The organism is Spirosoma oryzicola (assembly GCF_021233055.1).
Lineage (GTDB): Bacteria > Bacteroidota > Bacteroidia > Cytophagales > Spirosomataceae > Spirosoma > Spirosoma oryzicola.
Genome location: NZ_CP089538.1, coordinates 1,848,650 through 1,875,413 on the forward strand (window position 1 = coordinate 1,848,650; position 26,764 = coordinate 1,875,413).

At 51.4% G+C, this 26,764-nt stretch carries 22 protein-coding genes; 12 read left to right on the forward strand and 10 right to left on the reverse strand.

The window, feature by feature from the left end; translation table 11 throughout:
* Positions 1-28 precede the first annotated feature (28 nt).
* From LQ777_RS07505 to LQ777_RS07520, 4 genes are all read left to right on the forward strand, one after another.
* Positions 29-712, forward strand: a complete 684-nt coding sequence (locus tag LQ777_RS07505) for a hypothetical protein (protein ID WP_232561901.1) — start codon at positions 29-31, stop codon at positions 710-712.
* Positions 713-800: 88 nt separating this feature from the next.
* Complete coding sequence (locus LQ777_RS07510; RefSeq protein WP_232561902.1) at positions 801-1,394, forward strand: YbhB/YbcL family Raf kinase inhibitor-like protein; 594 nt, start codon at positions 801-803, stop codon at positions 1,392-1,394.
* A 305-nt stretch (positions 1,395-1,699) separates the two neighbouring features.
* Complete coding sequence (locus LQ777_RS07515) at positions 1,700-4,558, forward strand: TonB-dependent receptor domain-containing protein (protein ID WP_232561903.1); 2,859 nt, start codon at positions 1,700-1,702, stop codon at positions 4,556-4,558.
* Between the two features lie 132 nt (positions 4,559-4,690).
* Entirely contained in the window at positions 4,691-5,497 is an 807-nt protein-coding gene (locus tag LQ777_RS07520) for a ThuA domain-containing protein (protein ID WP_232562815.1), read from the forward strand.
* Positions 5,498-5,505: 8 nt separating this feature from the next.
* On the opposite strand, the gene LQ777_RS07525 is transcribed toward LQ777_RS07520, so the two are convergent.
* The 4 genes from LQ777_RS07525 to LQ777_RS07540 form a co-directional block, all read right to left on the reverse strand.
* On the reverse strand, positions 5,506-5,970 hold the full coding sequence (locus LQ777_RS07525) for a pPIWI_RE_Z domain-containing protein (protein ID WP_232561904.1): 465 nt from the start codon (positions 5,968-5,970) through the stop codon (positions 5,506-5,508).
* Positions 5,971-6,133: 163 nt separating this feature from the next.
* Entirely contained in the window at positions 6,134-6,382 is a 249-nt protein-coding gene (locus LQ777_RS07530; RefSeq protein ID WP_232561905.1) for a hypothetical protein, read from the reverse strand.
* Position 6,383: 1 nt separating this feature from the next.
* On the reverse strand, positions 6,384-7,727 hold the full coding sequence (locus tag LQ777_RS07535) for an ADP-ribose polymerase (RefSeq protein ID WP_232561906.1): 1,344 nt from the start codon (positions 7,725-7,727) through the stop codon (positions 6,384-6,386).
* 87 nt (positions 7,728-7,814) lie between these two features.
* A complete protein-coding gene (locus LQ777_RS07540) occupies positions 7,815-8,291 on the reverse strand; it encodes a pPIWI_RE_Z domain-containing protein (protein WP_232561907.1) in 477 nt (158 codons plus the stop codon).
* Between the two features lie 138 nt (positions 8,292-8,429).
* On the opposite strand from LQ777_RS07540, the gene LQ777_RS07545 reads away from it, so the two are divergent.
* The 3 genes from LQ777_RS07545 to LQ777_RS07555 all read left to right on the forward strand — a co-directional run bounded on the left by LQ777_RS07545 (position 8,430) and on the right by LQ777_RS07555 (position 10,968).
* Positions 8,430-9,452 carry a helix-turn-helix transcriptional regulator gene (locus tag LQ777_RS07545; protein ID WP_232561908.1) on the forward strand — a complete coding sequence of 341 codons (1,023 nt, stop codon included), beginning with the start codon at positions 8,430-8,432 and terminating at the stop codon, positions 9,450-9,452.
* Positions 9,453-9,466: 14 nt separating this feature from the next.
* Positions 9,467-9,988, forward strand: coding sequence for a YdeI/OmpD-associated family protein (locus LQ777_RS07550; protein ID WP_232561909.1), 522 nt, complete (start codon positions 9,467-9,469; stop codon positions 9,986-9,988).
* Positions 9,989-10,080: 92 nt separating this feature from the next.
* Positions 10,081-10,968: an NAD(P)-dependent oxidoreductase gene (locus LQ777_RS07555; RefSeq protein WP_232561910.1), complete on the forward strand. Its 888-nt coding sequence runs from the start codon at positions 10,081-10,083 to the stop codon at positions 10,966-10,968.
* A gap of 85 nt (positions 10,969-11,053) precedes the next feature.
* Here the strand turns inward: LQ777_RS07555 and LQ777_RS07560 are convergent, their stop codons facing one another.
* Together LQ777_RS07560 and LQ777_RS07565 are read right to left on the reverse strand one after the other, a co-directional pair.
* Positions 11,054-13,531 (reverse strand): TonB-dependent receptor, encoded by a 2,478-nt coding sequence (locus LQ777_RS07560; protein WP_232561911.1) that lies wholly within the window; start codon positions 13,529-13,531, stop codon positions 11,054-11,056.
* Positions 13,532-13,616: 85 nt separating this feature from the next.
* The gene (locus LQ777_RS07565) at positions 13,617-13,985 is read right to left on the reverse strand and encodes a hypothetical protein (RefSeq protein ID WP_232561912.1); all 369 of its coding nucleotides are present in this window, start codon (positions 13,983-13,985) and stop codon (positions 13,617-13,619) included.
* Between the two features lie 145 nt (positions 13,986-14,130).
* On the opposite strand from LQ777_RS07565, the gene LQ777_RS07570 reads away from it, so the two are divergent.
* Positions 14,131-14,859 (forward strand): SDR family oxidoreductase, encoded by a 729-nt coding sequence (locus LQ777_RS07570; protein WP_232561913.1) that lies wholly within the window; start codon positions 14,131-14,133, stop codon positions 14,857-14,859.
* A gap of 49 nt (positions 14,860-14,908) precedes the next feature.
* Here LQ777_RS07570 and LQ777_RS07575 read toward each other — a convergent pair whose 3' ends face one another.
* A complete protein-coding gene (locus LQ777_RS07575) occupies positions 14,909-15,781 on the reverse strand; it encodes an AraC family transcriptional regulator (RefSeq protein WP_232561914.1) in 873 nt (290 codons plus the stop codon).
* 135 nt (positions 15,782-15,916) lie between these two features.
* On the opposite strand from LQ777_RS07575, the gene LQ777_RS07580 reads away from it, so the two are divergent.
* From LQ777_RS07580 to LQ777_RS07590, 3 genes are all read left to right on the forward strand, one after another.
* Positions 15,917-16,795 (forward strand): sugar phosphate isomerase/epimerase family protein, encoded by an 879-nt coding sequence (locus LQ777_RS07580; protein ID WP_232561915.1) that lies wholly within the window; start codon positions 15,917-15,919, stop codon positions 16,793-16,795.
* Between the two features lie 46 nt (positions 16,796-16,841).
* On the forward strand, positions 16,842-17,957 hold the full coding sequence (locus LQ777_RS07585; RefSeq protein WP_232561916.1) for a Gfo/Idh/MocA family protein: 1,116 nt from the start codon (positions 16,842-16,844) through the stop codon (positions 17,955-17,957).
* An 85-nt stretch (positions 17,958-18,042) separates the two neighbouring features.
* Positions 18,043-21,810 carry a PVC-type heme-binding CxxCH protein gene (locus LQ777_RS07590; RefSeq protein WP_232561917.1) on the forward strand — a complete coding sequence of 1,256 codons (3,768 nt, stop codon included), beginning with the start codon at positions 18,043-18,045 and terminating at the stop codon, positions 21,808-21,810.
* Between the two features lie 67 nt (positions 21,811-21,877).
* Here the strand turns inward: LQ777_RS07590 and LQ777_RS07595 are convergent, their stop codons facing one another.
* The 3 genes from LQ777_RS07595 to LQ777_RS07605 all read right to left on the reverse strand — a co-directional run bounded on the left by LQ777_RS07595 (position 21,878) and on the right by LQ777_RS07605 (position 24,030).
* A complete protein-coding gene (locus LQ777_RS07595; protein WP_232561918.1) occupies positions 21,878-22,807 on the reverse strand; it encodes a sensor histidine kinase in 930 nt (309 codons plus the stop codon).
* 162 nt (positions 22,808-22,969) lie between these two features.
* Positions 22,970-23,425: a hypothetical protein gene (locus LQ777_RS07600; RefSeq protein ID WP_232561919.1), complete on the reverse strand. Its 456-nt coding sequence runs from the start codon at positions 23,423-23,425 to the stop codon at positions 22,970-22,972.
* A gap of 74 nt (positions 23,426-23,499) precedes the next feature.
* The gene (locus LQ777_RS07605; RefSeq protein WP_232561920.1) at positions 23,500-24,030 is read right to left on the reverse strand and encodes an RNA methyltransferase; all 531 of its coding nucleotides are present in this window, start codon (positions 24,028-24,030) and stop codon (positions 23,500-23,502) included.
* A 59-nt stretch (positions 24,031-24,089) separates the two neighbouring features.
* Between LQ777_RS07605 and mutS the strand changes: the two genes are divergently transcribed.
* The gene (mutS, locus tag LQ777_RS07610; protein WP_232561921.1) at positions 24,090-26,756 is read left to right on the forward strand and encodes a DNA mismatch repair protein MutS; all 2,667 of its coding nucleotides are present in this window, start codon (positions 24,090-24,092) and stop codon (positions 26,754-26,756) included.
* The last annotated feature ends 8 nt before the right edge of the window (positions 26,757-26,764 follow it).

Below are 26,764 nucleotides of genomic sequence, written 5' to 3' on the forward strand. Positions count from 1 at the left end.
AAAAGCGACTGGCCGGCTATATAACCGCATGAAGCGACGCTCAAATTCGAATCAACTCCAGATCGATTTTCTGGCGGCTTTCCGTCGAATGCTCATCAGTCTGGGCAACCCCGACAATCTGCCTGTCAACGAAAGTCTGTTTATGCGCATGACCGACCAATGGGAAAATACCCAGGTCATGCCTGCCGATTTATTATTCCAGAAAAGCCCGGTCGAAGCGGTTGTTTTCCGACTTCAGAAAACGGATGCCCGGCTGCGTTTTCCCGCCGAACTTATTGCGGGCGAAATCCGTGGTGAACAGGGGCTGACAGGCTTTTCGGCCAAGTTTCGGGAGCAGGGTTGGGTTATTTTACCCGCCGAACTGTCTGCCATGTACAAAAACCTGTTTCTGAACATTCTTTCTGCGTCGATTGGTTTGGAATACCTGTATCCGTCACGGCAGGAATTGCTGGCCGAAGCGGAGCGCGTAGCCTTAGCCGCTATGCTGCCGGAAGAGGAAGTTCGTAAGTTTTTTGGCTTGCGACTGTCGAAATTTCCGGACAGCTTCCGCAGCGAGGTTTCCAATTACTTTAACCTGCCGTTTGACTATGTGTTGAAACGGGCCAACCACCTTGAACTGGTTTCGGAGCAGGTCGTTGAGGAAGCCCGCACCAACACGCAATCGCTTCGGTCTACGCCCTTGCGTCGCCCGCAGAGCAGTCGTGCGGCCTAGCCACAGTAATGTAGCGTAGGGTATTTCTGGTAAACTTTTTAATAATCAGCCGGTTAAGAAAATAATATGTTCTTAGCCGGCTGTTTTTATGGGCATAGTTACTCGAATCTTACTGGGCCTTATTTTGCTGTTCGGCATATTTCTGGTCGTTATGCAGTACAGAGCCAGCGGCCAGCGCGAAGACGAGAAGGCTTATCTGGCTACGTTGCGCAAAAACATCACGGTGCTGAGCAGTTCATTTCCACCGAATGGTGATATGCCAATCAGGTGTAGTTGTCGGGGTAAGCAAGTTTCGCCGGCGCTGACGTGGGAGGAGCAACAGTCCAACGCCCAATCCTACGCTGTAATCGTGACGGACTATGACGTCCCAACGCCTATGTTTTCCTTATTCGACTTTTCGCATTGGGTGCTCTACAACATACCCGCATCGGTGCACGGTCTGCCGGAAGGCTTAACGATGGAACAGATGCAGTTGCTGGGCGGAAAGATAGGTAGAAATTCGGCGGGTACTTTAACGTTCATTGGCCCCTGTCCATCCGCCGGACGTCATGCTTACGTGTTTCGTGTATACGCCCTGGATAAACCACTTACCTTAACGGGGACACCCGTGAAATCTAACGTGCAGGAAGCTATGAAAGGGCATATTCTGAGCTACGGTGAGCTGCGGGGTTATTTCGAATGACGGTTGGTCACAGGCTTAGGCTGTATGCTTATTGGCCAAAATCAGGCGTCAGGACGCGTTTTTAAATCGCCCAAAACGTTTATAACTTAGTAAGTACCCCTTACCTTCGTCTAAAATGGTCGATGACGACTAGATGATAAACCTATATTAACAAAAATAAATGTTATTAAATCTACTATAAAGTAAATTATAAGTTATTTTTTATAAAAGATAATCGCGTTAATGTATAAAACGAAAGCGACTTTCGTACTTTTGTGGCGTACATGTCCAACTTCGATAATCGTTGAATTTCTCAAGCCTTACCTATGAAAAATCTTTTTTTTCTGGTGGTTCTGTCTCTTGTTGCTACTGCTACAATTCAGGCGCAGACAAATATACTGGGACGAATTACGGATAAAAAAGATGAGCCCGTTGCGGGCGTTTCGGTTGTCATTCGAGGAACCACCACCGGCACCAGATCGCAGGCTAATGGGGTATTTAAGCTGCCGACTACTCGGGATCTGCCGCTGACGCTTACCGTTTCGTACGAAGGCTACGAAGATCAGTCGGTCGTTGTGCGGGGTAACAACTTTCGAAGTCTTTCGATTCGGCTCATCGAGACAGCCGCTAAGAGCAACAACGTTATTTTATCGGTTAGTCGGAGATCGGAAGAAAGTCGAAAAGCGGGTTTGACCGTCGAAAAATTAGATACCCGACAGGTTCAGCAGTCGCCAGCCGCCAGCCCGTTCGATGCATTACAGAACGTGCCCGGTGTAGATCTGTTAACCCAGAGCCTGACCTTCAAGTCAGTTAATGTACGCGGCTTTGGCGCAAACAACAATACGCGGTTTCTTCAACTAACCGATGGTGTGGACAACCGGGCACCAGCGTTCGGGTTTGGCCTGAGTAACGTTGCGAGCCTACCCGATCTGGACGTTGAAACAATCGAACTGGTACCGGGAACATCAGCGTCATTGTACGGACCGGATGCTTTTCAGGGCTTGTTATCGACTACCAGCAAAAATCCATTTACGCATCAGGGACTGAGCGCTCAGGTAAAAGTGGGCGTCAACAACATTGGAAAGCCGGGCTTTGGTGCGAAAGGATACAGCGACCTTGCTATTCGTTACGCCAAGCAACTCGGTTCGCGGTTTGCGTTCAAAGTGAATTTCCAACGGCTAAGCGGTACCGATTTTATGGCCGACGATTATAGCGACCGTTCGACTCGGGCGCGCTCCAATTTCTTCGCTACCGATGTTAGTCAGGGCAATCTCTCTACGGCAATTGGTTATGTGCCGAATAACGATCCGAATACAAACCTGCAATACGACGGTGTGAACGTTTACGGTGACGACATCAATGCCGGGGGAGCTTACCGGTATCCGGCTAATTACGCGAATGCATCGTTGCAGAATGTATTGGTAACGCGAACCGGCTATTCCGAGCAGGACGTTTTGGGGACCAACGGTAAGGTATTTAGCAACCGAGCCAATGTAGCGCTGCATTACAAAATATCGGATCAGATCGAAGCGTCGGTAGGCTGGTATTACGGAAATGGCAGCTTCACTCAAACTGCCGGAACGCGCGCGTATTTTCCGGATTACCAACGCAACCAGTTTAAAGCAGAACTACGGGGTGACAACTTCTTTTTGCGGGCATACAGCACGCGGCAGAACGCCGAAGGCTGGAACATTGGCCAAACGGCCGTCAGCGTCAACAATGCCTGGAAACCCCTGACACAATGGGCTACCGAGTTTGGACAGGTGTACGTTGCCAACAAAGTAAGTGCGGGACTGGCACGAAGCGAAGCGGATCGTGGGCGTTATCTACCCGGTTCGGCCAGTTTCGACAATGCGCGAAACGCGTTTGCCAACACCTTTAGTACCGACACGGTTCCGGGGTATAAAGGGGCGAAAGGAACGCGGTTCCGGGATAACTCGGCGTTCTGGCACTACGAAGGCATGTACGACTTTACGAAAATGCTGGACGTAGTCGAGGTTCTGGTAGGCGGTTCCATTCGCCGTTACGCGCTGAATACCGGAGGAACTTTGCTTGCCCGCCAGGCAGATAGTGCGGAATACACGATCAACGAATACGGGGCGTACATACAGGTGGGCAAAGAACTAAAACTTGGCGATGCGCTGAGCATAAAACCAACCGTGGCCGTTCGTTACGATAAACAGCAGTATTTCGACGGTGGATTTAACCCACGAGCGTCGCTGGTGGTTAGTGCTGGTAACCATAGCTTTCGGGCATCGTGGCAATCGGCTTTCCGGAATCCGTCGCCAATCGAGTTTTTGGGCGTTTCGGCAGCGGGAGTAGGTCGGCAAGTCGGCGGCTCGGCCATCGCTATCCAGTCGTCGGGTTTGCTCCGCGATTCGGTTTATCGGGATAATGACGTAAAAGAATTCACGGCTGGCCGCATCACCGAAGCGCAATTGCGGAGCCGTGGGTACAAGCCCGCTACGTTCACGACGGAGAAAGTAAAAACCTGGGAAGTAGGGTATAAGGCTTTTATCGCGAACCGACTGGATATCGATGCTTTTTATTTTTACAGTCAGTACACGGATTTCATCACAGCGCAAAGCTATTACCTGCCCGCCAACAATCGAGTCGGCAGTTTTACCACAAATGCGTACCAAGCGTTACAAATCAACGGCAACAGTCCCAACGAGCTTTTCGTGAACGGGGCTGGTCTGAGTCTTGCCTATAGCGTAGGAAAAGGGTACACCTTAAGCGGAAATTACACGTACCAGGTTGGAACCGTAACGCTCCGTGATGCACAGGGTACTATTCTTCGCGACAATGCCGGAGCGGAGATAGTTAAGCGGAAAACAAGCAGTACCGAAGTCATACAGCAGGGACGAACCTATTTTAACTCACCCCAGAATCGCTACAACATCAGCTTGGCTAACCCGCAGTTGACCGAACGTTTAGGTGCAACCGTTACCTATCGCTGGACAGATCGGATGTGGTTTGAACAAGGTATAACGGCGGGTGACGTTTGGTTGCCGTCGTGGGGGAGTGTCGATGCGCAGGTTTCGTACCGACTACCGGAGTACAAATCCATCGTTAAACTAGGTGGAACAAACATCTTCAATGACTACTACGCGCAAGGGTACGGTCTGGCCCGGATTGGCGGACTGTATTACGTGAGCGTCACCTTCGACCAATTGTTTCGCTAAATCGGCGGATTAGCTCCTTCGTTTGGCGTGAGTAGGTTTGCCGATCTTACGCCTTATTTCACGACCAGTCAGGTTAATAAAAGCGGTATAGCTGTGGTTGTCAGAAAGAGCGTTGTCCTAGTTGTCTTTTGTTTGTCTTGCTTTGTTTCGCAAGTTGTTGCACAAAACAAAGTCCCCCCGTTTAAGGTCATTGCCTTTTATACGGCCAAAAACGATCAGGCGCATGTCAGTTACGTGCATGAAGCGAACCGATGGTTTCCGCAGGCGGCTGCCCGGTACGGTTTTCGCTACGATTCAACAGACAACTGGGCTAATTTGAACCCGGATTTTCTGGCCAATTATCAGGTTGTGCTGTTCCTGGACACCCGCCCGGAAGATCCGGTACAGCGAAGGGCTTTTCAGCAATATATGGAAAAAGGTGGGGCCTGGATGGGGTTTCACTTTGCCGGTTTCGCGCTGACTCCGTCGGCTTATCCGCAGAACTGGGATTGGTATCATAATCAGTTTTTGGGATCGGGTTCGTATAAAAGCAACACCTGGCGGCCCACATCCGCTACTTTGCGGGTTGAAGACCGCAAGCATCCGGCCACCAGGCGTTTACCTCAAACGTTCAGATCGACACCCAACGAATGGTACTGTTGGACAAACGATCTGAAAGCCAATCCAGACATTGATGTTCTGGTGTCCATCGATTCAACGAGTTTTCCGTTAGGAACCGGACCCAAGCCGCATGAGATATGGCATAGCGGTTATTACCCGGTGGTGTGGACCAACAAGAAGTACAAAATGCTGTACCTGAACATGGGCCACAACGACATTGACTACGAAAATAAAACCAACAAAGAACTGTCTTTCACGTTTGCCAACGAGACGCAGAACCAACTGGTCATTGATGGCTTATTCTGGCTAGCGGGCGTAAAACCGCCCGCCTGGAAATAAAGCCGTTTCTAGGCCAACGCTTCCTGAAATAAGCTTAGTCGTTCGCGCATTACGTAACTGCTAACCCCCGCATTCCAGCCGCCCCCCCCTTTTACCGAGTAGATGCGTAGTTCAGACGAGAGGGTAGCATAGCGGTCCAGTGCCTTAAACCAGACCGTCCGGTCACGGTAGGGAGCCAGTAAAACCCGGGCCTGGCTTAGCGTCCGGTGCTGCCGGGGCGACCAGATGGTACGCTGACGGTAGGCCGGGCCCTGACCATTCAACAAGTCGGGCAGTGACAGCGCCGGAGCCAGCGGCAACAATTCCCCCATCAGATACAAACCCAGTTCGACGTTGAGAAGCCGGTTGGCTACCATACCCGGAAGGGCATGACGGTAGCGTAGGCGAGTCGCCAGCGGCTCCTGCCAGCGCAAAAGGCTGGACAGAGCCGGGCGGGCTGCGGTGGGATAGTTTGCTGTTAATTGGGCGTTCATTCGTATTGTTGTTCGTTGTTCATATCAAAGATGCAACTAGAAGAACGTAACGTTTTTACGTTGTACATCAAATCGCAACTTTTTTTCTTCCCGTCAAGCGCACTAGTTATGAGGGATTGACCAGCTCATTGGTTAATCGATCCCGTGGCGGTCTGGCTTTCGGTTACTGGGGTACCGCTTTGAGGGTAGGAAAGTAATAGACTCGGAATAGGCCGTTGTCGTTAATGGCCCAGCCTTCCCGCACGGCCAAGGTGAATAACCAGTCTGACACTTCGCTTTGGTAGGCCCGATACCCCCGGTTGCGCAGAAACTGCTTTACAATCAATGAACTTGTCGCACCTTCGGCCAGAATCAGCGTTGTTGCGGCCAGACAAACACTGGCGGGAGTGAGTTGCTTGAGGGATGCGTTCATATCAGATTTTGATTTTAACCATGTACCGGACCGTGCACTGCGCTGGATTGTAAACGATAAATTCGTTTTTCAATAGACTGACACCCCGTTGGGCAAACACTGAATCGTAGGTTGGGTTGATGCGTTTAAGGGCGTCGCTGTCCAGTTGCTGGTACTTGACCTCGTGCTCTTTAACAATCATCTGCTCCCCGACGTGGACTTCGTAAATACCCAGATACGCTTCTTTTTGCCGACCATTGGCCCAAACAGAACCGTGCAGTGAGGTGTAGTTAAGCGATTTGCTGAACTGATCGGCGAAGTAGATACCATAGCCAAACATCTTCCCCGTAATGACCGCATTGGCCGGACGTAATACAAGACCCGTTTTGAGGATCGACATCCAGTTTTCGCTGCGGCTGCCGTGCCAGAGAAGCTGCGTTTTCGGCTTTCGAGCCTGACCGACGTGAGCGTCAAAGGCGGCTTGCGTACTGGCCTGGCAAACGCTGAAAGCCGCATCGAACTTATCCGCATCCGGACCCATCATCTGCTTGATGAGTGTCAGCACCCGTTTGTCGGTGACGGGTTCAACCGTTAGGTTCATGGCTTCCAGCAAGCTCGGGGAGGGCAGATCGGCGTCTGTTTTCGACTGAGCCAGTTCGACTTGTCCACGCATAACGTCGAGCGTGTCCTGCTCACTGGCTAACTGGTCGTGCAGTTTCTGTACGTCATCGGCTGTTTGGGGAGACTGGGCCAGAAGATGCTCGCTTACTTTTCCCATTTTGCGGGGAATGACTTTGAACAGATCAAGCTGTTTCTGATTGTACGCCGGAACGTCAACGCTCAGCGCGATCAGCGCAGCTAGTTCATCCAGGAGTTGCTGAGCCGTTTCGACCTGTTTGCGGGTTACCTGTTGAGCGGAGACTACATAATTCTGGTAAATTGACTGGTTGGCAAACTCCAGGAGCCGACTCATCAGCCCGCGTACTGCCGGATCAGCAATGCTGCTAGCGTCCGTAGTTGTCGTTTTTTCGGCGTAGAGATGCGTCTGATCGACATAACCTTTGGCTAGTTTCTCCCGCATCTTTTTCGCCCACTGGGCAATCGGGTACGTCGCTACACTTTTCGAGCCGCCCACCCGTCCGTAATGCACCTCGAACGTGTCGTTATCCTGCTCGTATAGTTCATAAAATTTGTTGTTATTCTCCGCTGTTACCATGATCAGTTTCAGGGTTCGTAACGATCGGGCGGGCGGAGTTGGCGCAACGGGTTGAACAAGTACGGGTGGCGCCGTGGCTGGTTGTGTCTTTTTTAAGGCGCGAGAGGGGTCAGCGTAGTCTTTGACTCGTTGTACTAGATTAGCAAGCATGAGCAGAAGGTGGTTGGGATGGGCAATAGTGATCCTGTCATTGCCCGAAAAAGCAATGGAATGGAAACGAAGAGAAATGGAACGGACTTAGCTTACCATCTGCTTCAGCGTAAAAATCCGGTTGCGGAAAAAGCCAACGGTCTTTTCGCAGAAGCGGCTACGGTCGGCGCTGATGTCGTAAGCTTGTAGTCGGTCGGGGATGGTTGTGTAGGCATCGAGCAAAGACGACCATACCGTGTGCTGTTGAATGTGGCTTAGTATAGCCCGGCCCCGGTTCAAAATCTTTAGTTGTTTGGGCGTCCAGGTTGGGCGATCAAGGAACGAGGAATTACTGCCACTGAGCAGGTTTGGTAAGTCATCGGGTGAAGCCGCCGGAACAAGTTGGGAAAGCAGAAACAAGCCTAGCTCGATGTCCAGCAACTGACCTGCCGACAACGTGGTCCGTTTTGACGAGCGGGGTTCAATGGCTGCGGCTGTCCACTGGTCCGGGGTGTTCAGGGCTGAAAAAAGTGGAGCAGACGGGCTTACTGCGCGATTAGGAGTGGGACGAAAGAAAGTGTTCATTAGTAGGGTTGTTTAAAAATTCACAGAACAAAGTTCTACCGGGAAGAGCGTAATCTTTTTACGTTCAAATTTTTTTGTGAAAATTTTTTCCAGCATCTTGCCTGACCATCCAATCGCAGAAACGCGTACTTCCCGACAATGCCTATCACCCGATCCGCCTTTCAGCGCTATCGACTCATCGATGAGATCATCAGCCGATACCCTCGTCAATATTCCAAACAGAAGCTGTTCGATCTTTGCCGGGACAAGTGCGGTATCCGGTCGATCTCGTCGCTGGAAAAAGACATTCAGCGGTTGCGGGAAGACCATGATGCGCCCATTGCTTACGACAAACGGCGTAACGGATATTATTACACCGATCCCCAGTTTCGACTGCTTCGCCTTATGCTTTCGCCGGACGATATGGAAGCGCTCGACTACGCACGTGAAGTTCTAACGGCAACGCAGGGGGCGTCGGTGGCGGGCGAACTGGCGAATGCGCTTCAGAAAGTACGACAGAGCCTGGACATTATTCGGGAGGTAAAAACGGAAGGGTTGACCCGGCGGGTTGTTTACGTAGAAGAGCGGGTGCTGGGCGGCAATCGCCATTACGTACCCGTACTGATTCGGGCGATCAACCAGAACCGTCAGATCGCGTTTCGCTACCGGAAACACGAAACGGCGGTTGCCGAACCGGACGGCTTAACCGAGGTGCCCAAACGGCGAACCTTACATCCAATCCTGTTGCGCGAAGTAGCCGACAGCTGGTACGTAATCGGCTACGATGAACCAACGGGCAAAGAGCGGACCTTTGCTCTCGACCGAATGAGCGATCTGGAAATTACCGACGAAGCCTGTGCGGTCCCCCCCGATGTGTTGACAAACGTCAGTGAGTTGTTCGAACATATTTACGGCATCACCGACAGCAGCGGTCCGGTGGAAGAAGTCGTGCTGTCGTTTTCTCCTTTGTTTGGCCGGTACGTGAAGGCGAAGCCAATCCATCAGACGCAGGAAGTTATTCGGGATACGGATACCGAATGCGTCGTTCGGTTGCGCTTAGCACCGAACCGTGACCTGCTCATGCACTTGCGGAGTTACGGCGAACACGTGGCGGTGTTGCAGCCCGCCAGTTTAGCACAGGCTATAAAAGAATCCCTCATAGCCACGCTGGCTCGGTACTAATTGGTCAAATCAGTATGTTTTCATTTACGGCTGTCCTGCATAAGTTCGACAAAAAAGGCGAGAAGACGGGCTGGACCTATATCGAGATTCCGGTTGAGGTGACGAATGGGCTTAAACCGGATCAGAAAACATCCTTTCGGGTTACCGGCACCCTTGACGAATTTCCGATTAGGCAAGTTGCGCTGATCCCGATGGGCTGGTCCGATGGATTTGAAGGAACGTTTATCATGGCTATCAATGCCACCATGCGCCGGGGTATTCGAAAAGAAGTAGGTGCAACGGTACGAGTAGTCATTAAAACTGATGATTCCCCTGTAGCGCTGTCTGCTGATTTTCTGGCTTGTTTGCAGGATGATACCGAGGCCCACCAGTTTTTTGAAACGTTGCCCAAAGGTCACCAGAACTATTTCAGCAAGTGGATTGACGATGCCAAGACGGCGGAAACCAAGGCTAACCGTATCGCAAAGGCCCTGCGCGGCTTGTCGATGCGGATGGGATACAGTGAGATGATCCGGTATTTTAAAAATAGACCGTAAGCCGTTTGGACGAAGGACAGAAAAATAAATCATTTCGCCGGAAGGTTATAGTCTAAAATCGGTTTGCTAAAAAGAAGCTAATTGATACAACCATGAACATTGCTTTTATCGGTCTGGGCCAGATGGGACAGGCTATCGCTCACAATCTCCTGAAAGGCGATCACACGCTGACCGTTTTTAACCGAAGCCGCGACAAGGCTGAATCGTTGCTACAGGCCGGAGCCAGCTGGGCCGATACGCCCGCCGAAGCCGTTGCTGAAGCCGACGTTGTGTTTACAATGGTCAGCGACGATGCCGCTTTGCGCAATATTACCCTGGGCGACTTTGGCTTTTTAACCGCGTTGCCCGAAGGCGGTATTCACGTTTCCTGTAGCACTATTTCGCCCGAGACAGCCCGTGAGCTGGCCGAACAACACCGGCAGAAAAATACCGAGTACGTAGCGTGTCCGGTATTTGGGAAACCCGAAGCGGCACAGGCGGCCAAATTATGGATCTGTACGTCGGGTAGCCAGTCGGCCAAAGATCAGGTTGGTCCGTTACTCGAACTGATCGGGCAGGGGACGTATGACTTCGGTGACGACGTAGGGGCCGCTAATGTGGTTAAACTGGCGGGTAACTTTATGATCGGTTGTGCTATCGAAGCGATGGCCGAAGCATTTACATTGGGCGAAAAAAACGGCGTTGATCGGAAAGCGATGTGGGAGCTGTTCAGCAACACGCTCTTCGCATCACCGGTTTATAAAAATTACGGGAAGATGATTGCCGAGGAAGCGTATCAGCCCGTTGGCGCGTCGCCCGCGCTGATCCGGAAAGATATACGATTGGTGCTCGATACGGCTCAGCAGTCGATGGTTCCCATGCCGTTTGGGATGGTTGTCTTCCAGCAATTAACGGCTACTGTTGCCAAAGGAATCGATAACATCGACTGGGCAGGATTCGCCGGAGAGGTATCCGAAAACGCAGGCGTCGGCAAACGGTAAGGCAACTGATATCGAGCTGTGGTGTCGGTTTTGAGAACCGCGCGGGCGGCCCCGCCGAAACCACAGCTCGAAAATCGACACTCGCTTAACTGAACGGTAAGGTTATTTTAAGGCAGATGTTGCGGCCCATACCGTAGATGCCCAGTCGACCATTTGGCGATTCGGAAAAATACTCGAAGTATTTTAACCGGCTCAGGTTCGACTGATAAGCCACATCGAATACGTTGTTGACTTGCAGCAACACCCGTAGCGCAGGCCGGTTCTGACCGAGGTGAATCTGTCCGTCAACACCCGCATTAACGAGCGTGAAACCGGCGGTGGCCGTTTCCGTATTGTTTAAGCCCAAATACCGATCCTGCCGAGCGTTGTATTCCACGTCGGCCTTCACCGTAACGTCTGATAGCCACCGTCGTCTCAGAGGCAGCGTCTGGCTCAGACCGGTAGAAACGCGCAGGGGCGGAATAAACGGCAGGTACTCCCCGTTGACACCCGCATCAGAATAGATGTTGCCTCGGTTATAGCCGTAAACCAGCGCTACGCTGTTATCGAACGAAAAACCGCGCCAGCCGGTCGGGTGTACACTGAGCTGCGTTTCGAAACCATACAGTTGAGCGGACGATTGCTGATACTGGTACGTTCGGTTGCCGGGGACAATCACCACGGGATCGCCCTGGTCGTCAACAAGCTGCGCCAGATAAATGTAATTCTGAATGTAATTGTTGAAAACGCTGACGCCCAGATTCACATCGGGTAACGTCAATGTCAGGCCGATATCCTCCTGCAAGCTAAATTCTGGCTTGAAGTTACGGTTGCCGATGTACACAATGTGCGCACCCGGATCGAGCCCATTCGACGCAATTTCGGTAATGCTGGGTGCCCGATAACCACGCGCTATGTTGGCTTTCAACGCCAGCTTATCCGAGAATTCGTAGGTTAAACCAGCGCTCATCGACACGCCCGTGAAGGGCTGCTTTAAGCGAGGAAACTGCAACGTAGCCCCAGCGGTATCCGGAAGCGCAACTTTTTCGTCAAAGCCCGTTCTCGGGTTGGTACGCACGTAAAAATCGTCGCCCCGCAGCTGTCGCTGATCGTAGCGAAGACCACCGCTCAACGTTAGTTTCTCGACCTGCCATTTCAAAAAAACAAAGCTGCCGACGTCGAAAAGGGTATAATCCGGGATTGGGAAATCGGTACCCGCTTTGTTTTTGTTAGCCTGATACATGCCATTGACCCCCACACTCGCCGAAATATTGGCCAGCGTAGGAAGGTTGTAGCGCAGTCCGTAGTTCAGCGTGTTCAGGCGTACGTACAAACCCGCCTGATCGGTACGGGTGGGGTGGTTGTATTCCCGGCGCACATTTTGCTGAAAGGCCAGCAGGAAATCAAGATCGCCCTTGCCGACTTCATAATGGTTATTGGTATGAATGCGGTAATGCTGAATGTGCTGGTGCAACGGGCTAAGCCGGTACGAAGTCAGTTCACTGGCGGGTACGATGGGGCGATTCTTGATGTCATCCGCGTCCGATTCGGCGACTTGCCTCGTAAACTGGCGGGTCAGCGAATCGCGGCTTCCATCGGGAATTCCCTGCAAATTGTCGTACAGCGAAGCACCAAAGCGGGAATAGCCGCGTTGACCCGTATAGCCCAGCATAGCCGTCGCCGTTCGTTCGGAAAAGCCGGTGTTATAGACGCGACCGTCAATCTTGTTCTGGTAGTTGGTCGCGGCCCGTATCGAACCCCGCAGATTCCAGGCCCAGCGCGAGTTTCCCGACATTAAACTAATCGATTCACCCAGCAACCGGTTGTTCGACTGGTATTCGGTCGTAGCGCTCACTTTGAGTTTGCCTTCCGTATTTTTTGGGTAAATAGGCATCATGCTGACTACGCCCGCCAACGCATCGGAGCCGTACATCAAACTGGCTGGTCCCTTAATAACCTCGGCCCGGTCGATGTTATAATTGTCAACTTCGACGCCGTGTTCGTCGCCCCACTGCTGGCCTTCCTGCCGGACCCCATCGTAGAGGGTCAAAACGCGGTTATAGCCCAGACCCCGAATAAACGGTTTTGAAATGTTCGGACCGGTTTTAACGGCAGTCAGGCCGGGCGCATTTTTGACCAGAACATCAATGATATTGCTGTTGGCTGTGCTTTCGATGGCGCGGTGCGAAATAGCCAGAATTGCCACCGGGTTTTGCCGAAGCAATGTACTGCGTGTAACACCCGTCGTAACCACCACTTCGTTGAGCGTGTTTGTCACGGGCAATAACGTAACGGCGTAGCTGTCCGTTGCGGGCTCTATCTGGATGGTATCGGACTGATAGCCAACGCAGGAAATAACCAGTTGACGCGTGAGAGAGTCGGTAGGAATGGACAGTGTAAACTGACCTCTGGCGTTGGTTAGCGCCCCTTTTCGCTGACCAAGCAGGCTGATTGTACCAAAAGGAACGGCTTTGCGGTTATCCGCGTCAATGACCGATCCGGAAATAACTCGATTGGGCGATGGCTGTGCATAAGCAAGCCCTCCCATCAGCCCAAGGCTGATTAAGAAGAAAAATGATTTCATTCAGGAAGATTTCGTTTGGTTGAAGGCTCCAATGGAATGCAGCAAAAACGACCGGTCAGAAGGCCGGTGTGCGCAGAACAAGAAGTTACCGAACGACAGGTGGTCCCCGATGAGCAAAACACGTAAAGGAAGTAGCGGAGCGAAACGAGTAGGTTTTTGACCAGAAAAGGCAATGCTGGTAGCTCCGCAACAAGAAAAGAAACGCAAAAAAGGCGCTTACAACAACCGGAAGGTGGGCCGCCAGATCCAGCAGCAGTATTTCCTGAGCCGTGTGGTTGTTGGGTAAAATGGGCCCTTTACCAAAAGGCCAATAGGGGTGAGCGTGAACAATCACGCGACCATCTGATAATCGGTGAGCGTGTCGAAAGACCACGCCGTTGGCCCAAATAGCCAGAAAGAGCCCTAGCAGAATCCGGGCCAACTGGAGTCGGTGTGTATGGAGCCAACCGATCATTTGTTCTTACACTACAGAATAGATAGTCAAATTGTCGGCCAAATATAAGAAACATTAGTTATGCCAATTTATCTATTTACTTTTAGGACGAGCTGTAAAACGGATAAATCAGCGGATTATTAAAGAATTCAGGCGAATTGAGTACATGGGGACGAACGTCGAAAACAAAACGGTTATTATTTCCGGAGCCTCACGGGGCATTGGCCGGTCAACGGCGATGCTACTGGCTCAGCATGGCGCTAATGTGATTGTCACCGCCCGCAATGCTGATGACTTAAATGAGCTTCAGGTAGAAGCTACGCAAGGATCGGTTCGCGGGAAGATCATTGTCGCACCCGGCGACGTTAGCAACGAGTCAGCTATGGCTGCCGTGGTCAAAACGGCTTATGACCAATTCGGTCGTATCGACGTAGTGATCAACAACGCGGGTTACGGAATTTTCAAAAACGTGGATGAAATCTCCGTCGAGGAGTGGGACAGTCTGATGGCGACCAACGTGAAAGGTACGTTTTTGCTGACCAAAGCTGCTCTCCCAATCCTGAAAGCACAAGGATCGGGGCATATCGTTGTCGTAGCCTCCGATGTAGCCAAGCGTACGTTTGCCGGTGGCTCGCTCTATACGGCCAGCAAGTACGCCCAGGAAGCTTTTATGGGAGCCTTGCGGAAAGAAGTGCGACCGTTCGGCATCAAAGTCACTGGTATCTACTCAGGTCTGGTCGATTCGCATTTTCACGCCAAAGGTCACGGCCATGAGACATCGACGCATTACCTGCAAAGCGAAGACATGGCCGAATCCATGCTGTTCATCATCAGTCGTCCCGCTCACGTTGTCATTGATGAGTTTATGGTCCATCCGTTGGCGCAGGACTATTGATGACTAACGGTGCTAGTTTCGCCGAAACTGCTTAAGCGGTTGGCCCGACTTATATGTGCCGGTACGTTTTTACGTATGCCGATGGCGTTTGACCAGTGATGTCCTTAAATTGCCGGTTGAAGTTCGACAGGGTTCGGAAACCACTTTCGAAGCTAATCTGCGTAACACTTAACTTACCACCGATGAGCAATTTACAGGCATGACCGATGCGCACCTCGGAGACGAATTCAGAAAACGTTTTATTAGCCCGCGCTTTAAAATACCGGCAGAAAGCCGGCGGAGTCATGCCCGCCAGATCGGCAACGGTTTCGAGGCTCAGATCGTCCGGGAAATGACCCAGTACGTAGTCGTGGACAAGCTGCATCCGGTCGGTTTCCGTTGGTTTAACGGTATTGGTGTAGCCGGGGCTGGTAATGCGCTGGTAGTCCATGGCATGAGAAAGGTCGTTCAGCAGAATCAACAGACTAATGACCCGTTCAAAACCAACGGACTGTCTGGTCATGCTCTGGAGTGCTGCTTCGGCGCGGGCGCGGGTTGGCCCTGTCCATTCCAGCCCCTGGCGAGCCTGGTTCAGCAATTGCCGCAACAACGACATTTCCTGGTTTTTGAAAAAATCCGTACCAAGGAAATCTTCGGCAAAGTAAACTACGATTCCACGGGTGGCTAACCCGGATTGTTTTTGAAAATAATCCTGATCGCTGCGCCACAGATGCGGCAAATTAGGGCCAAGAAAAACTAGATCGCCGGGACCAAACGGTTTGATGGAGTCGCCGATAAACCGGGTCCCGCTGCCTTCTTCTACCAGAAAAAGCTGGTAGTGGGGGTGAAAGTGCCAGTTTGGGTCAAAGTGCGATTCAACTAATTCTTTTACGATAAAAGAAGTGGCAACCGGTTCGAGATCTTTACGGAGAGGCTGTTTCATTCAATTACTCCTTTTTAACGTAAATAAAGGATTCTTTTGCGGTTTTGTGTGAAAATAAAGTCAGTATCCGCTAATAAAAGCCGCAATATGATGCGGGCTACTCGTTACATTTGTTTAATTTTTTAGAGACTGAATATGAATAAGCTAGGAATGAATCTGTTCGTCTGGACGATGTCAATGGACGAAGACCTCTCTGGTACGCTTTCGTTCCTGAAAACGAGCGGCTTTGATTTTGTCGAAATACCGATCAATAACACGGATCTCGACAAATGGGAGCGTATCGGTCAGCAGTTGGCTGAACTAGGACTAGGCGTACAGGCTTGTACGCTCTGCGGGGCAGAACACGATCTGATCAATGCCGACGAATCGATTCGCCGGGCGGGTATCGAACACCTGAAAACGGTCGTCGACTGTGCCGCGCTGGCGGGAGCAACCATCCTGATGGGACCGTTTTATGCAGGCTTCAAAGTCTTTAGCGGCAAACCGGCAACTGCCGACGAATGGGCCTGGTCGGTGGAAGGTATGCGGGAGGTAGCTGCGTATGCCGAAACCAAAGGGGTCATACTGGCGATGGAATACCTGAACCGTTTTGAAACGTATTTGCTTACCTGCGCCGATGAACTCGTTCGTTACGTAGAAGCGGTCAATCACCCCAACTGCCAGGCTGCGTTTGACACATTCCACGCGAATATGGAGGAAAAAAGTATTGCTGACGCCCTCCGGAAAGTAGCTCCTTATTTGGTACACGTGCAGATTTCGGAGAACGACCGCTCGACGCCGGGGCAGGGGCATATCAATTTCGATCAGGTTTTCAACGTGTTACACGAGATTGAATACAATGGTCCTATCGCCATCGAAGCGTTTGGGCCAAACCCGCCCGAGTTAGCTGCCGCCACCCACATTTTCAGACCCATGTTTGAATCGCCCGAGCAGCTGGCGGTTGACGGACTGGCTTTTATCAAGGAATATACCAAGCGCGTACCCGAGTCAACCAGCGAAGCGATCGTATCCTAACGTATTCGCTCTTGTTCACTCATTAACTTCTTAACTTTTTTGACGAATGATTAACGTTGCCATTGTGGGCCTTGGATTCGGGGCCGAATTTATTCCCATCTATCAACGCCATCCAAATGCGAACATGTACGCTATCTGCCAGCGTAACGTGCAAAAGCTGAACGAGATCGGCGATGCGTACGGCATTGAAAAACGGTACAGTAATTACGATGAGCTGCTGGCCGACCCCAATGTTGACGCTGTACACATTAACTCACCGATTCCGAATCACGCTGAACAGACCCTGAAAGCCCTGCGCGCAGGTAAGCACGTTGCCTGTACGGTACCGATGGCTACGACGGTTGAGGATTGCAAAGCCATTGTACAGGCCTGCAAGGAGAGCGGCAAAAAATACATGATGATGGAGACCGTGGTATACAGCCGTGAGTTTCTATTCGTTAAGGAATTGCACGAAACCGGCGAGTTGGGTAAAGTGCAGTTTTTGAAAGCCAGCCATCAGCAGGATATGGACGGCTGGCCGGATTACTGGCCTGGTTTGCCACCCATGCACTACGCTACGCACTGCGTCGGTCCGGTAGCGGGTCTGCTGAAACTCGAAGCGGATTACGTGTCGTGCTTTGGTTCTGGTACGATTCGGGAAGATTTGGCAAAAATTCACAACTCACCGTTTGCCGTTGAGTCGGCACACATCAAATTCAAGGATAGCGATTTGTCGGCGTACGTCTATCGGTCGCTGTTCGATGTGGCACGGCAGTACCGCGAGAGTTTCGAAGTATACGGTGATAAAAAATCGTTCGAATGGCAACTGATCGAAGATGAGCAGCCGGTCATTCACACGGCGAAGAAACCCGAACCGGAGATTCCAGAGAAAGTAACCGTACCTGATTACGCGCATTACCTGCCGGAAGAAATTCAACGGTTTACCACGAAAGGCGTTTACGACGCCGACGAACAGCAACACCTGTCCTTTACGCAGGGGGGCGGCCACGGCGGATCGCACCCGCACATGGTTCATGAGTTTGTGTCGGCCATTGTTGAGGACCGCGAACCATTCCCCAATGCTGCCCAATCGGCCAACTGGACGAGTGTGGGAATTTTGGCGCACGAGTCGGCTCTTCAAGGTGGGCAGCTAATTAAGCTGCCGGATTTTGGAAGCATCTAATCTAAACGCAGCGGTTGTTGTGATGAGATAGACCATAAACCGTGTTCTGTTTCCGATAAATAACCGCTGTTTTTCGTCTTTAAACATGAAAAAGGCACTTCTTTTTGTACTGGCAGCTGGGCTAATGACCCAATGCGCCCGCCAGACAGCTAATCAATCCTCAACCCGCCAGACCGCCACGAAAGCGCGTCGAACCGAGATTTTGTTCCTGGGTGACAATGGCCACCATAAGCCTATCGAGCGCGTGCCTCAACTGATGGCCGCTCTGGGTAGCAAAGGAATCAACATCACGTACACGGATAAACTGGAAGACATCAATCCGGATAATCTGAACAAGTATGATGGTCTGCTGATTTTTGCTAACTGGGATAGCATTCCTAAACCGCAGGAAAAAGCCCTGCTGGATTATGTTTCGTCGGGAAAAGGCTTGATTCCGGTGCATTGCGCATCGTACTGTTTTCGCAACTCCGCCGAATATGTCGATAAAGTTGTTGGCGGGCAGTTCTGGCGGCACCGGATGGATACCATTCAAACCCGCTTTACGCAGCCAAATAATCCTATTGTAGCTGGTTTGCCTTCGTTTAAGGCGTACGACGAAACCTACCTGCATTCGCATCTTCAGGCGGATAACAACGTGCTGGCCGTTCGGGAAATCAAAGCCGACCAGGAAAAAGACAAACCGGGTGTGAAGGAAGAACCGTACACCTGGACGCGTCAATACGGCAAAGGGCGCGTTTTTTACACCGCCTACGGTCACGATGAGCGGACCTGGAGCCAGCCCGGATTTCAGCAACTGCTGGAACGGGGAATTCTGTGGGCCGTTGGTGACGACGTAAAAAAGTTACACGATGATCTGAAGCCACAGACATTTACCTATCGCGCAGCGAACTTGCCGAACTACGAGAAGCGTCCGGGTGCTCAGATGGAGCAGGAGCCGCTTTCGCCGGAAGAATCCATGAAGCACATTCAGGTTCCGGTCGATTTTACGCTCGATCTGTTTGCCCATGAGCCGAATGTCATGCACCCCATTGCCATGACGTGGGATGAAAAAGGGCGGCTTTATGCTTTGATTACCAAGGATTATCCGAACGAGCGCAAAGAAAGTGGTGGTTCTGATTACATTGTTATCTGCGAAGATACCGACAAGGATGGTAAAGCAGACAAGTTCACCAACTTTGCCGAGGGACTAAGCATTCCAACCGGAATGACGTTCGGAAACGGTGGATTGTACGTGTCGCAGGCACCGCACATGCTTTTCCTGAAAGATACCAACGGGGATGACAAGGCCGACGTAAAACAAGTCGTGTTTACAGGTTTCGGTACGTTCGATACCCACGCCGGACCGAGCAACCTGCACTACGGTTTCGATAACTGGATATGGGGAAGCGTCGGCTACTCAGGTTTCAAAGGAAAGGTCGGAGCGGATAGCGTAAAGTTTAGCCAGGGCTTTTTCCGGTTCAAACCCGACGGTTCGCAGCTTGAATACGTGACGGCTACGTCCAACAACACATGGGGATTAGGTTTCAACGAAACGGGCGACGTTTTCGGCAGCACAGCCAATAACGCGCACGGTTGGTACATGGCGATACCAAACCGGTACTTCCACGGTGCTCCGCATATTCGGGAAAACGGTAGCCGCAGTACGGATACCCACAAAGACATGAAACCGATCACCGAAAAGGTACGTCAAGTAGACGTATTCGGTGGTTTCACAGCGGCAGCGGGTCATAACTTGTATACTGCCCGCGCTTTCCCGAAAAAATACTGGAATAAGGTCGCTTTCGTATCGGAGCCAACGGGCCACATCCTGCACCAGAACGTGATGCAAAAGAATGGAACCGATTACGAAGATGTAGAAGGCTTCAATCTCATGGCCGGCGCAGACGAATGGTTTGCACCCGTCTTTGCGGAAGTTGGTCCAGACGGAGCTGTTTGGGTTGTTGATTGGTACAGTTATATCATCCAGCACAATCCAACGCCAGCCGGCGCTAGCAATGGTTCGGGTAATGCGTATGAGACACCACTGCGCGATTTTACGCACGGTCGTATTTATCGGGTAGGGTACAAGAATGCGCCTGCTTACACGCCGATGACCTTGAGTAAAGACCGCCCGGACGAACTCGTAGCTGCGTTGAAAAATACGAACATGTTCTGGCGGACAGCGGCTCAACGTCTGCTCATCGAACGGAACAACAAAGACGTGGTTCCACAGCTAATCGCGTTGGTGAATGATCAGTCTGTCGATGAGATTGGTATCAATCCAGCGGCTGTTCATGCCTTGTGGACACTGCACGGGTTGGGCGCGCTAAACGGTTCAGACGAAAAAGCGATGGCGGCTGCGACTTCGGCGTTGCAGCACCCTTGCTCAGGTGTACGTAAAACAGCCGTTCAGGTATTGCCACGTAATCAAATGGCAACCAATGCGCTGCTTCAGAACAATTTGTTAAATGACAAAGAGCCAGTTGTTGCCCTAAATACACTCCTCGCCTTGTCGGAGATGCCGCAAAGCGCCGTTGCCCAGCAAGCTATTCTGAGCCGGTTGGATAAAGCGACCGAAGTAAATGACCGCTGGTTGCCTGATGCTTTTGCCTGCGCCCTCACGGGACAAAATGGGCAGCTGATGAAAACCTATCTGAAGCAGGTAAGTATGAATGCTCCTGCGCAACCGAAGGCAGCACCTGCTCACGACATGAATAGCCATGCCGGACACGGACCTAACGCGCCAACGCCAAAAGCCGCTGTAACAACATCAGGTAACCAACCTGATCTGGTCATTGCCGCGATTCGTACGACGCCGGAGTCGCCTTCGGTTCGGGAAGGAACGAAGCTTTTTGTGGATGTGACCAATGCGGGTGGGGCTGAAATTCCGGCTGGAACCCCGATCCCCTTGTCCATTCGCGTGGAAGGACCGAAGGGCGTTACGGATGCTGCTAAAATTGATTTTGTGAGCGTGACGCACAACACGGGGATCAAACCCGGTGAAACCGTGACGATCAGCAAAGCCAACAACGGTCCTTGGGTCGGTGATATGGGCGTAACGTTTGAGCGGGCGGGCCAGTACATGATTACGGCCATGCTTGACCGCGAAAACAAAATCGCCGAAGGCAATGAACAGAACAACAACGCTACGCACACGCTTGTCTATCGGGCTCCGCAAAGCATGAGCGCTTACGTACTCGAACGTGCGTCGCGTAGCTACGCGTCCGTTGCTCCGGTGGATTCGGTGGTTGCCTTGCTTCGGCAGACGCAGAAGTTAGAGACAACACAGGGTGACGCGATTGTTAAAGGCGTCGCGGAAGGGTGGAATATCCGCACAAAAGCGCAGGTGAACGAGACAGACAAGCAATTCCTGGCCAGTCTGACGAACTCCGTTTCTTCCGAAAACCGGGAACGTCTGGGGCGGCTCTACGAAGCTTGGGGCATTGTCAAGAGCGAACCTACCGACCCCAATGTTGAGGTTGTTCGGATGAAAACCATTCGCGAAGAAATGCGCTTTGACAAAAAAGAGTTTACCGTAACGGCTGGCAAACAGGTTGAAATCGTTCTCGAAAATCCGGACGCTATGCAGCACAATCTGGTGATTGGTAAACCCAAAAGTATGGACGTGATCGGTGCGGCAGCCGACAAGATGATTACTGCGAAAGACGGGGCCGAAAAGAATTACGTGCCAAGCATTTCTCAGGTAATTGTGGCTACGCCGTTGGTTAACCCCGATCAGACGTACCGACTTAAGTTTACGGCTCCGGCCACGCCCGGCGATTATCCATTCGTTTGCACATTCCCTGGTCACTGGCGCATCATGAATGGTGTCATGAAAGTTACCAAGGCTGGAGCAGTCGCTACGGCTAAGTAAACAGGTCAGCTTTTAGTACAAAAAAAGCGTCGCCTATGTCATAGGCGACGCTTTTTTTTGATACAAACTAGCTTACTTCTTTTACCCGAATGCTGTTTGGTAGAACAGGTAGTAAGGATGAGGTGGGAATCTGAATGCTGAACTCGCTGCCCTGACCGAGTTCGCTTTTTACCCATATTGTCCAGTTGTGCGCCTGAACGATACGCTGTACGTAACTCAGTCCAAGGCCGAAACCTTTAACGCTGGTTTGGTTGCAGTCGTCAACCCGGAAGAAAGGTTGAAAAATATGGGATACTTGTTTGGGGGAAATACCTACGCCCCGGTCACGAACCGAAATGGTCATGCCGTCGGCATTGGCTTTGGTAACCAGCGTAATCTCTGGTTTGTCAGCGCTGTACTTAACGGCATTGTCGATCAGGTTATACAGGACATTGGTTAGGTGCAGACGGTCTGCCAGTACGTACGTATCTTTTCCCTGTAAATTCAGGTTTAAATAATCACCATGCCGCTCCGCAACCGAGTGGAGCAGATAATGGATCTGAATTGGTTCCAGATTAAGTGTCAATGTGTTACGATCAGCCCGCGCCAGTGTCAGCATCGTTTCGACCTGCTGCTGGAGCCGCTCCGTTTCTTCGCGGATAATCCTTACGTATTTGTCCGTACGCTCGGGGTGATTACGGGCGATGGGAGAATCCAGAATATCGGCTGCCATCTGAATGGCTGTGATAGGCGTTTGAAATTCGTGTACAATAGAATGCAGTACTTCGGTCTGTACCATTGATCGCTGCCGCCGACGAAGTAACCACCATAATGAAAAACCTAACAGAAGCTGCGCTGTTAGAGCGAGGGGAAACAGGGCTAGCCAGCGTAAGGAGGGACCTGGCGCTAATGCTGTTTCCGGAAAAACGAAGCGATTTGCATAGATCAAGGCCGCCGTAACGACAGACAGCACAAGGGCAAAAGCAAAGAGCGGAGGGGCTGTAGACCTACGTATCATACTCCGTTTGAGGTGGGTTAGTAACGAATTAGTACAAGATGACTACTAAGACGCAGTTACTAGGTAAATGTCACAAGCAGCTTACTAGAAAAGCAGTGGGTGAAAACAAAATTGCCCGTTTAAAGCGGGCAATCGGTAAAAATGGTTTCAAAATTTATTCGTCTACACGTTTTCCTCGGTAGTCTCGACGGAAGTTGGCGTGCTGGTAGGCTTGGGAGCGGTTCGGCGAGTTGGGGCTGTCGCCTTAGGAGCGGGAGCCTGCTTGCGAATCGAACGAGTCGCCTGCGGAACGGAAGGGATGAGGCTATCCGCCGACGGATCGACTAATTTACTAGCTGCCGTGCGTTTCGCGTTTTTCTCGGCCTTGTCCGCGTTCTTCTTTGCTTTTATGGCCTCCTTTTTTGCTTTCTTTTCGGCTTTTTTGGCAGGCGTCGATTTCTTTTTTTCGTCTTTATTGAGCAACTTCGCAAGTTTCTTCGCCAGTTTGTCGGCCGATTTTTCAATCGACTTCTTCATTTTTTTGGTTGCTGTACCCGTTTCGGTAAGCTTAGCTTCAATGGAACTGACGATGTCTGCGGCTAGCGACTTACGTTTGTTTTTTGCGTTCTTGTCTGTCATTTGTCTAGATGAAAAAAATTTACAAATAAATACGAAGAAATCGGGACAATCAAAAATCCAATGTTAAGTTTTCGTTACCTTTTTTGAAGAAATTCCCAGCAAACAATGCCCGCTGTGACGGCAATGTTCAGGGAGTGCTTCGTACCAAACTGGGGAATTTCGAGTACCACATCGGCCTGTTCGACAACGGTCTGCCGAACGCCGGTTACTTCGTTACCGAACACAAAAGCGTATCGTTTGTTTGGATCAGGGTTGAAATCTGAGAGTGAAGTACTGCCTTCGGCTTGTTCGATCGCGGCTACCACCCAACCGTCAGATCGTAATTGACTAACGAGGGCATCCACATCCGCAACGTATGTCCAGGTAACCGATTCGGTCGCGCCCAGTGCCGTTTTCGTGATGTCGCGGTGGGGTGGCTGGCCTGTAATACCACAAAGATAGACGCTGGCAGCCCGGAAGGCATCAGCCGTTCGGAACACCGACCCAACGTTGTTGAGGCTGCGGATATCGTCTAAAATCAGGCAATAAGGAAACTTGTCGGCTTTTTTGAAATCGTCAACAGACAGGCGATTCAGTTCGTCCAGTGATAGTTTGCGAGGGGTCATAGCGTCTTTATTATTCGTGCAAATTTTGGTATATTTGTTTGAAATAACTGTAATGCATAGTGAAGACAGCCACCGCAGCAAAACCTCAATCAAAAAAGAACGAAACTCCCCTCAACCGCCAATACAACCAGATTAAAGCCAAATATCCCGGTGCATTGCTTCTCTTTCGTGTCGGTGATTTTTACGAAACGTTCGGTGAAGATGCCGTCAGAGCCAGTAAGATTTTAGGCATCACACTCACCAAGCGCAACAACGGCGGATCGAATGAAGAACTGGCCGGTTTTCCGCATCACTCTCTTGACACCCACTTACCTAAGCTTGTCCGGGCGGGCGAACGCGTAGCGATCTGTGATCAGCTGGAAGACCCATCGGTTGCAAAGGGTATCGTTCGTCGGGGTGTTACGGAGCTGGTGACACCGGGGGTTTCGTTCAATGATAACGTGCTGGACACCCGGCGCAACAACTACCTCGCAGCTGTGCATTTCGGTAAGAGCGCGGCCGGTAGTTCGGAGGAGCAGTTTGGCGTGTCGTTTCTGGATATTTCAACCGGTGAGTTTCTGGCTTCACAGGGTAATGCGGCTTACGTGGACAAGTTGCTCCAGAGTTTCAATCCGTCGGAAGTGTTGTATTGTAAGCGCAACCGCCAGGAGTTTGGTGCTTTATTCGGCGATAAGTTTCACACCTACACGCTGGAAGACTGGGCCTTCACCTACGATTTTGGTTACAATTTCTTAAAGCAGCATTTTCAGACCAGTTCGCTCAAAGGCTTCGGTATTGAAGGGTTGCCCGATGGTATCATTGCTGCCGGGGTGATCCTGCATTATCTGAACGAAACAGAACATAAAGATCTTCAGCATATCACGCGCGTCACGCGGCTGGAAGAGGACCGCTACGTGTGGCTCGACCGGTTCACGATTCGTAACCTCGAATTAACGGTGGCTCAGCAGGAGGGGGGCGTTCCGCTGATTCAGATCCTGGACCAGACCGTTACGCCGATGGGCGCGCGGTTGCTTCGTAAATGGCTCAGTTTGCCGCTTAAAGAAAAAGCCCTCATCGAAGAGCGGCTGAGCATGGTTGAATTGCTTACCAACGATATTGATCTGTCAGAAACGTTGGTCGGACACCTGCGTCAGATTGGTGACCTTGAGCGGCTCGTCTCGAAAGTGGCAGTTCGGCGGATCAATCCGCGCGAGTTGTTGCAGCTTAAACGGTCGTTGCAGCACGTGTTGCCCATCAAAGAACTGCTGATAACGGCGTTGAATCAGACGGAGTCGTCATCGCTGAAAAAATACGCGGATCAGCTCAACCCGGTTTCTTTTCTGCTCGACCGAATTGAAGCAGAATTGCGGGAAGATGCGCCAACGCTTTCGAACCAGGGCGGGATGATCAAACCCGGTATCAACGCAGAGCTTGATGAGCTAACGGCGATTGCGTATTCGGGCAAGGATTACCTGTTGCAGCTTCAGGAACGCGAAGTACAACGAACGGGCATCAGTTCGCTGAAAGTGGCTTACAACAAAGTATTCGGCTACTATCTGGAAGTGACGCACGCCCACAAGAGCCGCGTTCCGGAGGACTGGATTCGCAAGCAAACGCTGGTCAATGCCGAGCGGTACATTACACCTGAACTAAAGGAGTACGAAGACAAGATTCTGAACGCTGAAGAGCAGATATTCCAGATCGAATCCCGGATGTTCAACGAGATGATTCTGGCGGCTGGTGAATATGTGGGAGCGATTCAGCAGGATGCGCGCGTTTTGTCCGTGCTGGACGTGCTGGCGTCGTTTGCGCGGGTTGCGGTGAAAAACAAATACGTACGGCCCCAGATTCTGGACACGAAAGTGCTGGACATTAAAGACGGTCGTCATCCGGTTATTGAACAGCAACTGCCGCCCGGCGAACACTACATTCCGAACGATATTTTTCTGGATGACGAAACGCAGCAGATCATCATCATTACCGGGCCGAACATGGCTGGTAAATCGGCTTTACTTCGGCAAACAGCACTGATTGTCCTTATGGCGCAGTCGGGAAGCTTTGTGCCTGCGTCGCTGGCCGAGATCGGGATCGTTGACAAGATTTTCACGCGCGTCGGGGCTTCCGATAACCTCTCGCGGGGCGAAAGTACGTTTATGGTGGAGATGACCGAGACGGCTAGCATCCTGAACAACCTGAGTGAGCGGAGTCTGGTGCTGATGGATGAAATTGGTCGGGGAACGAGTACTTACGATGGTGTTTCGATCGCCTGGTCGATTGCCGAATACCTGCACAACAAAACGGATTGCCGTCCGAAAACCTTGTTCGCTACGCACTATCACGAGCTAAACGATCTGGCGACGGATAACCCGCGCATCAAAAATTACAACGTGTCGGTCAAGGAGATGGGCAACAAAGTGATTTTTCTGCGCAAACTCAAGGAAGGGGGTTCGGAACACAGTTTTGGTATCCACGTGGCGCAAATGGCCGGAATGCCCGCTCAGATCGTGAGTCGTGCGACCGAAATCCTGAAGCAGCTCGAAGCGTCGCATGGCCGGGAAGAGAATCGGGAGAAGATTCGCGAGGCTGCTCCGAGAGATGCGACGCCGGAACTGGCGTTGCGAATTATTGAATCGGGCGACCCGAAATCGGAAGCCATCAAAGAAAAGTTACGTACGATTGACGTAAACCGGTTGACGCCTATCGAAGCGCTGTTGAAGCTGAACGAATTGCTGAAACTGGTCGAATAAATTTTAAC

Bases quoted from the DNA above. Each gene is read 5' to 3' on its own strand.
- LQ777_RS07565 (WP_232561912.1), bottom strand. From the start codon at position 13,985: ATGATCGGTTGGCTCCATACACACCGACTCCAGTTGGCCCGGATTCTG.
- LQ777_RS07570 (WP_232561913.1), top strand. From the start codon at position 14,131: ATGGGGACGAACGTCGAAAACAAAACGGTTATTATTTCCGGAGCCTCA.
- LQ777_RS07555 (WP_232561910.1), top strand. From the start codon at position 10,081: ATGAACATTGCTTTTATCGGTCTGGGCCAGATGGGACAGGCTATCGCT.
- LQ777_RS07595 (WP_232561918.1), bottom strand. From the start codon at position 22,807: ATGATACGTAGGTCTACAGCCCCTCCGCTCTTTGCTTTTGCCCTTGTG.
- LQ777_RS07580 (WP_232561915.1), top strand. From the start codon at position 15,917: ATGAATAAGCTAGGAATGAATCTGTTCGTCTGGACGATGTCAATGGAC.
- LQ777_RS07540 (WP_232561907.1), bottom strand. From the start codon at position 8,291: ATGAACACTTTCTTTCGTCCCACTCCTAATCGCGCAGTAAGCCCGTCT.
- LQ777_RS07550 (WP_232561909.1), top strand. From the start codon at position 9,467: ATGTTTTCATTTACGGCTGTCCTGCATAAGTTCGACAAAAAAGGCGAG.
- LQ777_RS07510 (WP_232561902.1), top strand. From the start codon at position 801: ATGGGCATAGTTACTCGAATCTTACTGGGCCTTATTTTGCTGTTCGGC.
- LQ777_RS07590 (WP_232561917.1), top strand. From the start codon at position 18,043: ATGAAAAAGGCACTTCTTTTTGTACTGGCAGCTGGGCTAATGACCCAA.
- LQ777_RS07530 (WP_232561905.1), bottom strand. From the start codon at position 6,382: ATGAACGCATCCCTCAAGCAACTCACTCCCGCCAGTGTTTGTCTGGCC.
- LQ777_RS07515 (WP_232561903.1), top strand. From the start codon at position 1,700: ATGAAAAATCTTTTTTTTCTGGTGGTTCTGTCTCTTGTTGCTACTGCT.
- LQ777_RS07605 (WP_232561920.1), bottom strand. From the start codon at position 24,030: ATGACCCCTCGCAAACTATCACTGGACGAACTGAATCGCCTGTCTGTT.
- LQ777_RS07505 (WP_232561901.1), top strand. From the start codon at position 29: ATGAAGCGACGCTCAAATTCGAATCAACTCCAGATCGATTTTCTGGCG.
- LQ777_RS07600 (WP_232561919.1), bottom strand. From the start codon at position 23,425: ATGACAGACAAGAACGCAAAAAACAAACGTAAGTCGCTAGCCGCAGAC.
- LQ777_RS07575 (WP_232561914.1), bottom strand. From the start codon at position 15,781: ATGAAACAGCCTCTCCGTAAAGATCTCGAACCGGTTGCCACTTCTTTT.
- LQ777_RS07525 (WP_232561904.1), bottom strand. From the start codon at position 5,970: ATGAACGCCCAATTAACAGCAAACTATCCCACCGCAGCCCGCCCGGCT.
- LQ777_RS07585 (WP_232561916.1), top strand. From the start codon at position 16,842: ATGATTAACGTTGCCATTGTGGGCCTTGGATTCGGGGCCGAATTTATT.
- LQ777_RS07545 (WP_232561908.1), top strand. From the start codon at position 8,430: ATGCCTATCACCCGATCCGCCTTTCAGCGCTATCGACTCATCGATGAG.
- LQ777_RS07535 (WP_232561906.1), bottom strand. From the start codon at position 7,727: ATGCTTGCTAATCTAGTACAACGAGTCAAAGACTACGCTGACCCCTCT.
- LQ777_RS07560 (WP_232561911.1), bottom strand. From the start codon at position 13,531: ATGAAATCATTTTTCTTCTTAATCAGCCTTGGGCTGATGGGAGGGCTT.